This is a genomic window from Paractinoplanes hotanensis (assembly GCF_023717965.1).
GTDB lineage: Bacteria > Actinomycetota > Actinomycetes > Mycobacteriales > Micromonosporaceae > Actinoplanes > Actinoplanes polyasparticus.
The window spans coordinates 214,456-228,748 of the sequence record NZ_JAMQOL010000023.1; the positions used below are offsets into that span (position 1 = coordinate 214,456).

Below are 14,293 nucleotides of genomic sequence, written 5' to 3' on the forward strand. Positions count from 1 at the left end.
TCCCACAAGGAGGGACTCCGCCATTTCTTTCTCCAGCCCCTTGGTTCAAGCCGTGGCGGGCCTGCTCCCGTTGTGCAACCGACGATCTCCTCCCAACCCCGGTCGACCCCGCCGATGGTGGCTGGCGTTCGACAAGCGCAACCGCAAGGGGAGAGATCAATGGTCGGAGCAGCGGTATCCATGGTTCCCACGTTTGTCGCGCCGGAGCTCGGCCATCCCGTGCCCGTCGCGGACTGGTGCACCGATCTCGCCGACCCCACCATCCTCGTGGCCGATGACGACGAGGCGGTCCGTGAGTTGGTCACCCACAAGCTGGTCGCGGCCGGCTACCGGGTGGTCACGGCGGACAACGGCGCCTCGGCGCTGCGCATGGTGGTCACCGAGCAGCCCGACATGATCATCCTGGACGTCTCGATGCCCGGCCTCGACGGTCTCAGCGTCTGCTACGAACTGCACTCGTCGGCCGAGACCGCCCAGATTCCGGTCCTCATCATGAGCGGGCACGGCCGCAAGGTCGACATCGACCTGGGCATGACCGTCGGCGCCGACGACTACCTGGTCAAGCCGTTCAACCCGGCCGAACTGGTCCGCCGGGTCCGCTGGCTGCTGCTGGCCAACGAGGATCTGCCGGGATCGATCTGAGGAAAGATCGCAGGGCGTTTCCGTACGGGGTGACGGTCGTCAGATCGGCCCACTCGAGCGCACTGTGCTGGCCGTCGCCGCCCGGCCCGAAGATGACGGCGTCGACCCCCACCGCCGTGTAGTGGCGGCCGTCGGCGGCGCCGTGCTTGGCCAGCAGATTCCCCGCGAAGCCGGCTTCCCGGGCTGCGGCCCGCAGCAGGCCGACCTCGAGACTGCCGGGGTCGGCGTGGTGCGGACTGCCCAGCGCCTCCACGGCGGCGGTCAGCCCGGTGATCCCGCCGAGGTGCTCGGCGATCTGCTCGGATGTGCGGCCGGCGAAATCGGCGTCTTCGGGCGGGAACCGGATGTCGAGCCAGGCGCCGGCCTCGTCGGGCACCTGGTTGACGGCCCGGTTGGACGTGTCGAACCGGGCCACGTTGACGGTGGTGCGCCACACCTCGGCCTCGGGCACGGGATAGCGCGCCAGCAGCCGGGAGACACCGTCGGCCACCCTGACCAGGGCGTTCTGGCCGAGCCAGGGGTAGGCGGCGTGAGCCGCGCGGCCGGTCGCCGTGAGCCGGACGTGAGCCAGGCCGCGGGACTCGGTGACGATCTGGAGCCGGCTCTGCTCCCCGATGACGACGAAGCCGCCGCGAACGCCGGCGGCGATCTGATGGGCGGTGCCGTCGGCGCCGCCCACTTCCTCGTCGGCGACCAGCTGCAGGGCGATGTCGTACGGCAGGTCGTGGGCCAGCTCGCGGAAGACGTCGGCCATGACCAGGGCGGCGAGCTTCATGTCGTGGGCGCCGCGGCCGTACAGGCGGTCACCCTCGATCCGCGGGACGAACTGGTCGCCGTCGGCGGGGACGACGTCGAGGTGGGCGTTGAGGATGATCCGGAAGGCGGTCGCGTCGCCGGCGTGGACCAGGGCGCTGGGCTTGCCGTTGGACTCGAAGCGCCGGACGCGGAAGCCGGGACCGACGAAGGCCAGGGCCAGCTCGAGAGCGCGATGCAGCTCGTGCGGCCGGTCTGCTGTGGACGGGATGGCGATCAGCTCGCAGGCCCGGTCGATCAGGTGATCCACCCGTTACGCCTCCTCGCCTGCCCACCCGCCCTCTCCGGTGCCTCACGCTACGCGCGATCGGTTGCGCCCGGCGTCCTTTGTCCACCGGCTGCCCGGGGTCCTTCCAGCGGGAGCTGTGGATGGCAGCCGGTTGGTCACTTGCGGTGAGTGTCTGCCGATGAGGGCGGCCGACGAGGTGACGTGGGGGGTGGGAGTGCTTGACCGAGGTGGGCCGGGCGGTATCATCGCTCGCGACCGAATGGGGGAGGTCGAGCTGCCGGCGGATCGTCCGGGAAATTCTGGCTCCATTCCGCGTGTAATCTGCCCGCAACAATCGGTCAGGTCCTCATGCGACGAATACCCCCTCGGCGATTGTTCACAGTCGACTGCCGTTGCCCACGGGTAGCGAAATTCGGCGGTCATTTGCTCCGTCAACGAAAAGCCGCCGCGAGGAATCAGAACCGTGGCCGCCTCTGATGACGCTGCGTGCTGCTCGAACACGGAGCGTTGATCCATGTCACTCGCTGGTGTTGCTCTCCGGAAGCGGACGACCACTGTTCGTTGAGTCGCTCGGTGGCGTCCCGGCTGTGACGCAGGGCGAACAGCCGGGGCGGGCGTGGTAGACATGCGCGGTGCGGGATGGGCGGGCTGCGCGCAATCGGGATGACGTGCTGGCTGCTGCCTGTGCTGTCGTGGCGGAGCGGGGCGCCGAGGGGACCGGGTTTTCGGACGTAACCGCGGTCAGCGGAGTCGGGGTGTCGACCCTGCAGTACTACTTCGGCAGCCGCGAGGACATGCTGCGAGCCGTCTTCCGGTATGCGGCCCGGGCCGACTTCGCTGCCGTGGGGGAGCAGTTGGCCGGCGTGCACGGGGCGTGGGAACGGCTGGTGGTTGTTGCCTCCTACCTGACGGGGGCGGTCGACGGGGACACGTCCTGGCGGGTCTGGGCCGAGTCGTGGCGGTGGGCTCTGCGGGATGCGGAGCTGCGGACCGACGTGCTGAACGACTACCTGCGGTGGCGTGAGCTGCTGGCGGCGGAGATCGACGCGGGGATTCGGGCTGGGGTCTTCAGAACGGACGCGACGGCGATCGACGGCGCCCGGCAGGCACTGGCGTTGATCGACGGGCTGGCTCTGCCGGTGGTGCTGGGCGATCCGTCGATGGGGCGAGAGACCGCGCGCGAACTTCTGGTGGATGCGCTGGGGAGGTTGGTGAGCCGGGTTGAAGCCGGGACGCGACCCGAGGCGGGCTCAGCGGGACGGGTGGATCGGCCGGCTGTTCCGGTGGGCGCCGGTGCTGAGGGGCGGCCGGTTGGGGTGGCCTTGCGGCCCGCTCGGCGTGCCGACGTGCCGGCGGTGGCCGTCATTTGGGCTGTCGGGTGGCGGGACGGGCACCTGGGCAACGTTCCGGATGTTCTGGTGCGGGCTCGTACGGGGGAATCGTTCGGGGTTCGGGCCGGGGAGCGGATGGCGGACACGACTGTCGCTGTGGTCGGTGGCGTGGTCGCCGGGTTTGTGATGGTCGTGGGGGAGGAGATCGAACAGGTTTATGTCGATACTTCCTTTCGCGGGAGCGGGGTCGCCGGGGTGCTGCTGGCGGAGGCGGAACGACTGGTGGCCGCGGGTGGGCATGCGAACGCCTGGCTGGCGGTCGTGCCGGGGAACTCGCGGGCACGGCGGTTCTACGAGCGGTCGGGCTGGGCCGACGCGGGGGCCTTCGACTACGAGGCGCGGCACGAGGGCGGGGCGATTCTCGTGCCGTGCCGGCGCTACACGAAGCAGGTTGCCGGGTAGGGCTGGGGCGTTCGGTGTGCACACGAGGTCGGGAATCATCGGGCGTGATCAGGCTGACGTGATCAGGCTGAGTAGTCGCTGCCGAAGAGATGGCGGCCGGGATGGTCGCGGTAGAGCAGGCAGTGGTTGTCGTCGTGGTGGCCCGCGGTGCGTACGGCCGTGCAGTTGGCAATGGCGTTGATCTCGGAGGCGGACAGGGACCACTGGACCCACCAGCCGATGCCCGCGGCGTGCTGGCCCAGGCCGGCGTGCGAGCCCGGATGCGGGTGTTCCAGCTCGCAGTGCAGCAACCGGTCGAGGCCGTGGGCGGGCCGCGGGAGCCGGCTGAGCCAGCCGACCTGCTGATGGTCGAGCTCGACGCGGGCCGGGCAGCGGTGGGCGTCCACGACAGCCAGGGCCGTGACGAAGTTGCCGGCGCCCTTGCGTGAGGAGATCAGGCCCTCGGTGCGCAGCACCCGCAGGGCCGACTGGACCGTTGTGCGGGCGACGCGGTGCGCGCCGGCCAGCGTGTGCTCGGACGGGAGCTTGGCGCCGACGGCCAGGCTGCCCGTGAAGATCTGATGGCGGAGTTCGGCGGCGATCTGCTGATAGGGCGACAGGGGCGGGGCGGTGTCGAGGGACATGCTGGCACTCTGCGTGACGGATCTGGGGGGAACAAGTGCGCAGCTGCGTGGATCACGGAAGCTGGTCGAAAGGCGCATGGATGGTCCGGAAAACGCCGTACGGTGCAAAGATGCGACGGACGGCAACGCGGAAAGATCGACGCGCGCCGCTTCAGGAACGTAACTCAGCGTCAGTTCTCGGCGGGCGGCAGCGAGTGCTGGTGATCGCGGCCGGCCAGCGGCGGGCGTGACTCGCGCGAGCCGAGCGGTGGCCTGGTCCCGCGCCCCTCGAGCAGCGGCGTGGCGCGGTTCCAGCGTGGCCCGCTGCCGTCCTTGCGCCGGCGGGCCATCCCGGACAGCGCCTCCAGCACCACCCGGTTGCCGAGCATCGCGGTGATCTCGGCGTGGTCGAACGGCGGCGACACCTCGACGATGTCCATGCCCACCACGGGCAGCTCGTGACAGACGCGCGAGACGCTGTCGAGCAGTTGGCGCGCGGTGAACCCGCCCGGCTCGGGCGTGCCGGTGCCGGGGGCGTGACCGGGGTCGCAGACGTCGATGTCGACCGAGAGGAAGACGCCGTCACAACCGTCGAGGGCGATCGCGAACGCCTGGTCGAGCACGGCGTCGAGGCCGCGGTCGACGATCTCGCTCATGTGGAACGAGTTCATGCCCTGGTCGGCCATCCAGTCCAGCGTCTCGGGGCCGGGCCAGTAGCCGCGCAGGCCGAGCTGCAGGAACCGGTCGCCGCGGACGGCGCCCGACTCGATGAGCCGGCGCATCGGCTGCCCGTGGCCGTAGAGCGAGCCGAACTCGATGTCGCCGGTGTCGGCGTGCGCGTCGAAGTGGATGACCGAGATGGCGCCCGCGCCGTGGTGGCGGGCCACGCCGGCCACGTCCGGCCAGGTGATGGTGTGGTCGCCGCCGAGGATCACCGGGATCGCGCCGTGCGCTGTGACGAAGGCGACCGCGTCCTCGATCGTGACGCAGCTGCGCTGGATCTCGCCGCTGAAGACCTCGAGATCGCCGGCGTCCTTCACGGTCAGGTCGCCGCTGAGGGCATCGACGCGCATCGCCAGGTGCGGGCGGGAGGCGTCGGCCGGCAGATAGTCCGTACCCCGGATGACCTGCGGTCCGAACCGTGCGCCGGGGCGGTGGGAGGTGCCGCCGTCGAAGGGGGCACCGAGGATGACGACGTCGGCATCGGCGTACGTCGGCGGGTCCTGCCAGTCGCAGGCGGGCACACCGAGGAACGTGTAGTCGGGTCCGAACATCGGTCCGTAGCGCGTCACGCGAAGGGACTGTATCTCCATACAGTCCCTCCGGACAGCGTTTCTGCCCGCTGATCGAGGGGTACCGCGATCCGAACATTACGAGGAGGTCGGTACATGCGGACGCTCGGCGGGCGCTACCAGCTCGTGCGGCGCATCGGCGTCGGCGGCATGTCCGAGGTGTGGCGCGGCCACGACCGGGTGCTCGACCGCCCGGTCGCCGTCAAGATCATGGCGCCCGCGGTGTCGGGCACGCTGGGCGAGGTGGCCGGCGTCGATCTCGTACGGTCGGAGGCCCGCTCCGCGGCCCGGCTGGCCCACCCCAACGTGGCCGGGGTGCACGACTTCGGCACGTCCCGGCCCGACCCCGGCGGCCACGAGGTGCCGTACATCGTGATGGAGCTGGTCGAGGGCCAGACACTGGGCGCGCACCTCGCCGCGGGCCCGATGGACTGGCGCATCGGGGTCCGCATCTGCGCCGAGGTGGCGGCCGCGCTCGCCGCCGCGCACAACCACGAGGTCGTCCACCGCGACATCAAGCCGGCCAACGTGATGCTCACCCCGTCGGGCGCCAAGGTGCTCGACTTCGGCATCGCGGCCGTGGCCGGTGTGCCCGACCCGGACCCCGACATGCCGGTGATGGGAACCCCCGCGTACGTGGCCCCGGAGCTCTTCGAGAACCACCCGCCGACCCCCGCCAGCGACATGTTCGCCCTCGGCACGGTGCTGCACCAGTGCATCACGGGGCGTCTGCCCTGGCGCGCGGAGTCGCCCACCGGGCTGGTGCACGCCCAGCGCTATCTCGACCCCGACCCGCTGCCCGAACTCGACGGCCTGCCGCCCGAGGTGGAGGATCTGGTGTCGCGCTGCCTCAACCGCGACCCGCAGGAGCGGCCGACCGCGATGGTGGCCGCCCTGCTGCTGGCCGAGGCCGTCGACGCCCGCGTCTACGTGCCCATCCAGGACCTGAACACCGATTCGCCCCGTCCGTCGATCTCGCCCTGGGACCAGCGCGCCGCGGACGAGCCGACCGCCGTCGCTGTCGCCGTCGACGCGGGCGCCGGCCGCCACCGCGCCGGCTGATCAGAGCCGGCCGAGGTCGATCTCGACGGAGAAGGGCACGGTCAACTTCACCACGCCGGTGAAGACGTCGCTGTCGCGGTAGCGGCCCGTTGCGGGGTCGAGGATGTAGGTGTAGACGAGCGGCGCACCGGTGGCGGCTTGCTCGACACGCCAATAGAACTGGATGCCGGCCCGCGCCTACTGCGGGCGGCAGGCGCGGCGGACCAGGCGGGTGGAGACGCCGCCCAGCAGCACCCGGCGGGCCGGGCCGTAGCCGCGCGAGCCGCAATACCGGTTCGGCGGGCTTGCTCGGCTGCGGCGTTCAGGGCGGCCCGGCCGTCCGGCGTGTCCACGTAGGCCCGGCCGTCCCGGAGTTGTGGCCATGTCACCCCTCCCGTCGTCGGCTCCCGCCTATGTGACTTTGCGCATACGGAGGGTCACTCCGCAACTGCTGGGCGGTCAAATGTGTACGGACTGCGTGTCCGCCGGGGTCCCGGAAAACACGCGCCAGCCTGCGAGTGGGGCGATTTGCGGGGTACGGTGGCGACGGACGGGGCCGGCGGTACGGAGGTTCGGTGATGGGCGAGGCGGTGATGACCACGCGGCGCCAGGCGGACGGCGCGCTCGTCGTCGACGTGCGCGGCAGCCTCGACGCGGCCACCGTGGGCGTCCTGCGCGAGACCCTGATCGGCACCGTGCAGCGCGAGCACCCGGTGACCCTGATCGTCGACCTCACGTACGTCACCTTCATGGACTCGCAGGGCATCGGCACACTGGTCAGCGGCTACAACGTGGCCCGCGAGGTCGGCACCCGGTTCGTGCTGCGCAACCCGAGCGAGTTCGTGCACCGGCAACTGCGCGTAACCGGCCTGACCGAGATGTTCGGCCTGCCGCCCGAGCCGTCGCCCACCCAGACGTACACCCCCTGAATCCCACCCTCAACAAGCCGCGCGCCCGGGGCGTGCGGCCTTTAGAGTGCGTTCATGGAACGGGTCTCTCTCCGGCGTGACCCCGACTGGTGGACTCTGCCCGCGGCCGCCGGCGCCTGGTGGTCGCTCGACCTGCCCTCGAAGAATCTGCGAGCCACCCTGACCGCCCGGATCTGGTCGCCGGCCGGGAACGCCGGCCGCGTGCTGGTCGCCCACGACGGACCCGACTACGACAAGCACGCCGGCCTCGGCCGCTACGTCGCCGCGTCGATCACCGCCGGCCGCGTCGAGCCGTGTCACGTCGTGCTGCTGCCGGCGGGGGACCGCAACGAGTGGTACGCGGCCCTTCCCGCGTACGCCCGTGGGCTGGGACAGGAGATCCTGCCGCAACTCACCGACCGCCTCTCGCCCGGCCGGCCCGTGGCCGCCGTCGGCGCCAGCGTCGGCGCGCTCGCGCTGCTGCACTGCCAGCGCCGCCACCCCGAGGTGTTCGCCGGGCTGTTCCTGCAGTCCGGCAGCTTCTTCCAGCCCCGCTTCGACCGGCAGGAATCGGGGTTCGCGCGCTACCTGCCGATCGTGCGGTGGACGGGGCGGGTGCTGCGGGCGCCCGACGGCCCCGGCGTGCCGGTCACGATGACTTGCGGCAGGCTCGAGGAGAACCTGGCGAACAACCGGAGCATGGCCGAGGCGCTGCGCGCGCAGGGTTACCCGGTCACCTTCGCGCAGATCGAGGGCGGTCACGACTGGCCGGCGTGGCGCGACGCCCTCGAACCGCATCTCACCTCGCTGCTCAGGCGACTGACGGCCCTGATGTGATCTGGGGAGGCAAACCGTGGCGGACGTAGAACACACCATCGGACTCTTGCTCGGGATGGAAGACGACTGGCCGCGGGCGTACGAGGCGCTGGTGAGGCGGCTCGGGGTGGTCGCCGGGCCCGACGGCAAGTCGCACCGGGCCAACTCGGTGCGGGTCACCATCGAGCCGTTCAACCTGCGCGACAAGCCGCGCCACGACCTCGTCATCGACCGGCTCGCCTACTGGTACTACCACCCCCGCGAGTGGCTCAAGAAGATCGCGCTGATGGACGACGTGTACCTGCTGAACAGCCCGTTCACGTTCCAGTCGATGGAGAAGCACGCGGCGTACTGCGCGATGATGCGGCTCGGGCTCAAGGTGCCCGAGACGGTGCTGGTGCCGTACAAGAACCCGCTCGACAACAGCCGGTACGCGTACACGGCGGCCCGCTACAACCAGTCCTTCGACCTGGACGCGACGGCGGCGCAGGTGGGCTATCCGATGTACATGAAGCCGTACGACGGCGGCGCCTGGGTCGGCGTCTCGAAGATCCGCAACCCCGATGAGCTGCACACCGCGTACGACGCCTCGGGCGAGCGGCTGATGCACCTGCAGGCCTCGGTCGAGGGGTACGACGTGTTCGCGCGCTCGCTGTCCATCGGGCCCGAGACGATGGTGATGAAGTTCCGGCCCGAGCAGCCCATGCACAACCGCTACGAGGTGCAGCACGGCTTCCTCACCGCCGCCCAGGGCGACGAGGTGGTGACCATCTCGCGGCTGGTCAACGCGTTCTTCCGGTGGGAGTTCAACTCGTGCGAGTCGCTCGTGCGCGGCGACGACGTGCACCCGATCGACTACGCCAACGCCTGTCCCGACGTGGCGATCACCTCGCTGCACTACTACTTCCCGTGGGCCATGGCCGCCCTGCTGCGCTGGACGGTCTACTGCGTCGTCACCGGCCGCAAGCCGCGCCTCGACACGGACACGGCGGCCTACTTCGCGATCGGCGACGACCCTTCCCTCTCGTACGCCGAGAAGCTGGCCGCCTATCGCCGGCTCGCCGACGACTACTTCGAGGCCGACCGGTACGCCGACTTCTGCGCGCGCTACCTCGGCAACGTCGACGAGATCGTCTACGAGTGGGTGACGTCGGACGAGTACCGTTCGCTGCTGCGCGAGACCGTTCGCGCGACCTATCCGGTGCACGAGCACGAGAAGTTCCTGGCCCACTTCGGCGGGCTGACCGACGCCTGGATCCGCGACAACCCGTCCAACCACCCCGGCCACCGCCCCTGAACCGGACTGAAGGCTGAGCAACTCTTCTGTCAGACCCCAGGGCTAGGGTCGGCGACGTGCACATCCGGATCGAGGGTCACGACCTGCCGGCCCAGCGGGGCGGGGCGCAGGCCGATGCCCTGCGCCTGGCTAACGTGCACGTCGGGGTGCAGCGGCAGCGTGCGGTCGTCGAGCTGGTGCCGGCGTGGGATTCGTCGGCCACCTGGGAATTCGAGATCACCTCGCGTGAGGTCGACGAGTTGCTCGACGTCGGCGGGCCCTGGGTGCACGGCCGTCCGGGGGCCCGCTTCCTGTACTTGAGCTGGGGCAACGTCGGCGACTTCGGGTTCGACATGTTCCGTCGGGCCAAGTTGATGTTCGGCGACGTGCCGACCGCGGTGCTGCGATCGGCGCACGAGGGCGGCGGCGTGCTCACCGCTTCGCTCGGGCTCACCGACGAGCTGGGCGGGCCGGTGTGCGCCCGGGTGCGGCCACCCGCCATCGAGTGGTCGGTGCGATGACCTCCCTGGTGGCAGTCGAGGTTCGCGTGCTCCACGGGTTCGTGGGGCGCGACGGCTCGATCAATCTGTGGGGTGAGGCGGGTCCGCTGCCCGCCTCGGAGCGGGGCGAGCACCCGTTCGCCGTGCCGGCCGCGGGTCTGCCGGCGGGCGAAACACGGGGGCCGGCCACGCTGGTGCTGCCCTCGACGAGTGCCGGGCCGCTGCCGTCCCCGCAGCTGGGCCTGCCGCCCCGGCGCGGCACGCCGCGGTTGCGCCCGTGGCAGATTCCGGCCGTGGTGGTGCCGTTCGTCGACGACGAGGTGCTGGGCGAGTTCGACGGGCGGCCCGGCCACTCGGTCGAGTGGCTGGTCGAGCTGTGCGACTTCGCGGCCGACCTCGTCCGCCGGGGCCGCGTGCTGCCCGCCGTCCACCCGCACGGTCCGGTGGCCCGGTGGCGGCCCGTGCTCACCGGTTTCGACGCCATCCACCGCGACGACCTGCTGCGGCGGCTGCCCGCGGCGGCCCGGGCCGAGCGCGCCCGCCCCGGCGAGGTGGCCGGCCTGCCCGCCGAGGACGCGCTGGCCTCAGCCCTCGAGCGGCTGGTCGACGGCCTGGTCCGCACCCGGCTGGCCGAGTCCGGCGTGCGGCTGGGCGACGGCTGGCTCGCCGCGCTCACCGGCGAGCCGTCCTTCACCGCCGCCCCGGCCCTGGTCGACGAGCTGACCGAGCGCCTTGACGCCTGGCACACCGGCGCCACGACCGGCGCCGCCGTGCGGCTCTGCTTCCGGCTCAGCCACCTCGACGAGCCCGGTCCCGACGAGCCCGACGCGGTGAGCCCCCACCCGGCCGCCGCCCCCCGCGACTCGTGGCTGCTCGAATTCCTGCTGCAGGCCGTCGACGAACCGAGCGCCCTGGTGACGGCGGCCGACGTCTGGCGCGACCGGTACGCCCCGCTGCGCCGCTGGACCAGCCATCCGCAGGAACGCCTGCTCGGTGGTCTGGGCCGGGCGGCCCGGCTCTACCCCGACCTCGAGGCCGCGCTGCGCCTGCCCCGCCCGGTCGACATGGTGCTCGGCACCGAAGAGGCCCACCGTTTCCTCACCCATGCCGCCGCGCTGGAAGGGGCCGGCTACGGCGTGCTGCTGCCGGCCTGGTGGCGCGACCGTCCCAGCCTCGGGCTCGGCCTCAACGTCCGCCCCCGCGAGCCGGTGCCCCGGGTGCTGCGCGACGAGGCGGCCGACCTCGCACACCTGGTCGACTACGACTGGAACCTCGCACTCGGCGGTCAGATGCTCACCACCGACGAGCTCACCGACCTCGCCCAGGCGAAGGTCCCCCTCGTGCGCCTGCGGGGGCGCTGGGTCTACTTCGACGCCGACCGCCTCGACGCCGGGCTGCGCTTCCTCGCGCGCGGCGGCGGCACGATGAGCGCCGGCCGCGCGCTGCAGACGATCAAGCTGCTGCCGCCGGAGGAGCTGCCGCTGCCGGTGACGGCCAGCAGCGGCGAGGGGTGGGTGGCCGACCTGCTCGCGGGCGATCTGGAGCAGCGGCTCGAACTGCTCGATCCGCCGGCCGGGTTGCAGGGCTCGCTCCGTCCCTATCAGCGGCGCGGTTTCTCCTGGCTGGCCTTCCTCGACTCGCTCGGGCTGGGCGCGTGCCTCGCCGACGACATGGGGCTGGGCAAGACGATCCAGCTGCTCGCGCTGCTACTGCACAAGCGGGACGGGCCGGCGCTGCTGATCTGCCCGCTGTCGGTGCTCGGCAACTGGCAACGCGAGACCGCCCGGTTCGCGCCCTCGCTGCGCGTCGCGGTGCTGCACGGCGACGAGCGGGTGGTCCCCCGGGACGCCGACCTGGTGCTGACCACCTACGCCACCGCCGTGCGCGACGCCGACGAACTGACCGCCATCGCCTGGGACAGGGTGGTGCTCGACGAGGCCCAGCACGTCAAGAACAGCGCCGGCACGGCAGCCCGGGCCATCCGGCGCTTCCCGTCCCGCATGCGCATCGCGCTGACCGGCACGCCCGTCGAGAACCGGCTGGCCGAGCTGTGGTCGATCCTCGACTACTTGAACCCCGGCGTGCTCGCCTCGCCGCACACGTTCCGGGCCCGCTTCGCCGTGCCGATCGAGCGCTTCGGCGACGAGGACGCGGCTGCCCGGCTGCGCCAGGCCACCCGCCCGTTCATGCTGCGGCGCACCAAGTCCGACCCGATCATCGTCGACGACCTGCCGGACAAGCGCCATGTGCGGCACCTGTGCGGGCTGACCGGCGAGCAGAGCACCCTCTACCGGGCGATCCTCGACGAGATGACCGACCGGCTCGACGAGACCACCCAGCGGTGGAACAAGGGCATCGTGCTGGCCGCCATGACCAAGCTGAAACAGGCCTGTGTCCACCCGGCCCTGCTGCTGGGCGACGGCTCGCCCCTGCCCGGCCGGTCGGGCAAGCTCGAACGCCTGGAAGAGATCCTCGACGGCGCGCTGGCCCAGGGCGAGAGCGCGCTGTGCTTCACGCAGTTCGCCCGCTTCGGGTCGATGCTGACGCCGCATCTGGCCGCCCGCTTCGGGGTGCCGGTGCGCTACCTGCACGGCGGCACGTCCCGCAAGGACCGCGACGCGATGGTCGCCGACTTCCAGGCCGACGAGCGGCCCGGCATCTTCGTGCTCTCGCTCAAGGCCGGCGGCACCGGCCTCAACCTGACGGCGGCCAACCACGTGGTGCACGTCGACCGCTGGTGGAACCCGGCCACGGAGGAACAGGCCACCGACCGCGCCTTCCGCATCGGCCAGCAGCGCGACGTCCAGGTGCACACCCTGGTCTGCCTGGGCACGCTCGAGGAACGCATCGACCGCCTGCTGGCCGACAAGGGCGTGCTGGCGGCCCGCGTGGTCGGCAACGGCGAGGGCTGGCTGACCGCCCTGTCCACCACCGAGATCCGCGACCTGCTGACCCTCGCCCCGGAGGCCATCGTTGACTGACGACCGGCTGGCTGTCGCCTTCCTCGGCACGTTCGAGTCGCTGCGGATGGGGCCGACGTTCGCACGCGGGCGGCGTGATGAGCGGTCGGGGCATGTGCGCAGCCTGACCATCTCCAGCAGTCTGGTCATGGCGCAGGTGCGGGGGCCCGACGACCCGCGGGCGTTCCGGGCGCGGATAGCGGTGCGTGCCTTCGGCGCCTCCGAATGGGCGGCGCTGGAAGAGACCATGGCGGGCGAGGCACGCTATGCGGCTTCGCTGCTGGGCGGCCGGATGCCGGCCGGGATCGCCGACGTCTTCGCCGCGGCCGGGCTCAGTCTGGTGCCGTTGTCACTCGACGAGGTCGCGATGGACTGCTCGTGCGAACGGTGGCCCATGCCGTGCGTGCATCTCGCGGCGACGTGCTACGCCGTGGCGCGCAGCTTCCAGGAGGATCCGTTCGGCGCGTTCACCTGGCGCGGCCGGGGCCGGGACGAGTTGCTGGTTCATCTGCGCGAGCTCCGCAACGCCCACGCGGTCGCGGCGACCTCGGCGCACCCTGACGGCTTCCTGCCGACCGCCCCCGGCTCCTCCGCTTCGGCCGACGACCGCGGGATGGCGCGAGGCGGTAATCCATCCGCCGGGCGGGGGGAGCACCTGGGTGAGGCGGACGAGTTCTGGGGGAGCACTCTGTCCGCAGCGGCGCCGGTCGGTGGCCGGCCGGGCGCTGTGAGCAGGCCGGATGCGCTTCTCGACCAGCTCGATCCGCCCCCGTTGGCGCAGGACGGCCGGCCGATCGTGGAGGTCTTGCGGCCCGCGTATCTGGCTTTACCGGACGAATAGCCGAGTAGCGCCGACCGCTCGGATTAATCCCATCCGTGGCGTTGTTCCCCGTTAGGGGCATAACGCTCCGAAACCTTTCTGTTACATACCGTGTAGATGATCTCCTTCTCTCGACATGACGTTTTGTCAAGAGAAGGTGTGAAATGAACCGTATTACCCGGATGCTGTCCGTCACCGGTCTGGGCATCCTCGCCGGTCTTACCGTCGGCGCCGGCCCGGCCCTGGCGGCGACCAGCACGGACGCCGGCCCTGCCAAGACGGCGTCGGCCGCCCAGGGTTCCGACCGCGACCGCGTCATCCGCTACTTCGACAGCCGCCGCGAGTGCGTCATCGCGGGGCGTATCGGCGAGCGTTTCGGCCGTTGGGACGACTTCGACTGCGACCGCGTCGGCCGCTTCACGTGGGCCCTCGAGGTCAGCTGGGACCGCGACCGGTTCGGCCACGGCCACCGCCACCACGGCGGCGACCGTTTCCCGTTCCGCTTCGGTGACCGCGACCGGCACGACCGCGACCGGCACGACCGCGACCGGCACGACCGCGACCGGCACGACCGCGACCGGCACGACCGCGACCGGCACGA

Annotated in this window: 14 protein-coding genes; 10 read left to right on the forward strand and 4 right to left on the reverse strand. The window is 71.4% G+C overall.

Features of this window, described 5'->3' with window-relative positions:
- Window positions 1-180 precede the first annotated feature (180 nt).
- Window positions 181-642, forward strand: coding sequence for a response regulator transcription factor (locus LXN57_RS19280; protein ID WP_251799560.1), 462 nt, complete (start codon window positions 181-183; stop codon window positions 640-642).
- On the opposite strand, the gene LXN57_RS19285 is transcribed toward LXN57_RS19280, so the two are convergent.
- Entirely contained in the window at window positions 569-1,705 is a 1,137-nt protein-coding gene (locus tag LXN57_RS19285; protein ID WP_251799561.1) for a M20 family metallopeptidase, read from the reverse strand. The two genes, LXN57_RS19280 and LXN57_RS19285, sit on opposite strands and share 74 nt — an antisense overlap.
- A gap of 647 nt (window positions 1,706-2,352) precedes the next feature.
- Here LXN57_RS19285 and LXN57_RS19295 point away from each other — a divergent pair.
- Window positions 2,353-3,477, forward strand: a complete 1,125-nt coding sequence (locus LXN57_RS19295) for a GNAT family N-acetyltransferase (protein ID WP_285904643.1) — start codon at window positions 2,353-2,355, stop codon at window positions 3,475-3,477.
- A 62-nt stretch (window positions 3,478-3,539) separates the two neighbouring features.
- Here LXN57_RS19295 and LXN57_RS19300 read toward each other — a convergent pair whose 3' ends face one another.
- The gene (locus LXN57_RS19300; protein WP_221381015.1) at window positions 3,540-4,100 is read right to left on the reverse strand and encodes a GntR family transcriptional regulator; all 561 of its coding nucleotides are present in this window, start codon (window positions 4,098-4,100) and stop codon (window positions 3,540-3,542) included.
- A 170-nt stretch (window positions 4,101-4,270) separates the two neighbouring features.
- Window positions 4,271-5,371, reverse strand: a complete 1,101-nt coding sequence (gene speB / locus LXN57_RS19305) for an agmatinase (RefSeq protein ID WP_251799562.1) — start codon at window positions 5,369-5,371, stop codon at window positions 4,271-4,273.
- Window positions 5,372-5,467: 96 nt separating this feature from the next.
- Here speB and LXN57_RS19310 point away from each other — a divergent pair, with 96 nt between their 5' ends.
- The gene (locus LXN57_RS19310) at window positions 5,468-6,433 is read left to right on the forward strand and encodes a serine/threonine-protein kinase (protein WP_251799563.1); all 966 of its coding nucleotides are present in this window, start codon (window positions 5,468-5,470) and stop codon (window positions 6,431-6,433) included.
- A 177-nt stretch (window positions 6,434-6,610) separates the two neighbouring features.
- Here the strand turns inward: LXN57_RS19310 and LXN57_RS19315 are convergent, their stop codons facing one another.
- Window positions 6,611-6,796, reverse strand: coding sequence for a universal stress protein (locus LXN57_RS19315; protein ID WP_251799564.1), 186 nt, complete (start codon window positions 6,794-6,796; stop codon window positions 6,611-6,613).
- Window positions 6,797-6,990: 194 nt separating this feature from the next.
- On the opposite strand from LXN57_RS19315, the gene LXN57_RS19320 reads away from it, so the two are divergent.
- The 7 genes from LXN57_RS19320 to LXN57_RS19350 form a co-directional block, all read left to right on the forward strand.
- A complete protein-coding gene (locus tag LXN57_RS19320; RefSeq protein ID WP_251799565.1) occupies window positions 6,991-7,341 on the forward strand; it encodes an STAS domain-containing protein in 351 nt (116 codons plus the stop codon).
- Window positions 7,342-7,395: 54 nt separating this feature from the next.
- Window positions 7,396-8,157: an alpha/beta hydrolase gene (locus LXN57_RS19325; protein ID WP_251799566.1), complete on the forward strand. Its 762-nt coding sequence runs from the start codon at window positions 7,396-7,398 to the stop codon at window positions 8,155-8,157.
- 16 nt (window positions 8,158-8,173) lie between these two features.
- Window positions 8,174-9,433 (forward strand): ATP-grasp domain-containing protein, encoded by a 1,260-nt coding sequence (locus tag LXN57_RS19330; RefSeq protein WP_251799567.1) that lies wholly within the window; start codon window positions 8,174-8,176, stop codon window positions 9,431-9,433.
- 56 nt (window positions 9,434-9,489) lie between these two features.
- Complete coding sequence (locus LXN57_RS19335; protein ID WP_251799568.1) at window positions 9,490-9,933, forward strand: DUF5990 family protein; 444 nt, start codon at window positions 9,490-9,492, stop codon at window positions 9,931-9,933.
- Entirely contained in the window at window positions 9,930-12,893 is a 2,964-nt protein-coding gene (locus LXN57_RS19340) for a DEAD/DEAH box helicase (RefSeq protein WP_251799569.1), read from the forward strand. Before LXN57_RS19335 ends, LXN57_RS19340 begins: the two co-directional genes overlap by 4 nt.
- Window positions 12,886-13,713 carry an SWIM zinc finger family protein gene (locus LXN57_RS19345; RefSeq protein ID WP_251799570.1) on the forward strand — a complete coding sequence of 276 codons (828 nt, stop codon included), beginning with the start codon at window positions 12,886-12,888 and terminating at the stop codon, window positions 13,711-13,713. The genes LXN57_RS19340 and LXN57_RS19345 overlap by 8 nt, the downstream gene beginning before the upstream one ends.
- A gap of 143 nt (window positions 13,714-13,856) precedes the next feature.
- Window positions 13,857-14,293 (forward strand): hypothetical protein (locus LXN57_RS19350; RefSeq protein ID WP_251799571.1); only part of this gene is annotated, 437 nt, incomplete at its 3' end.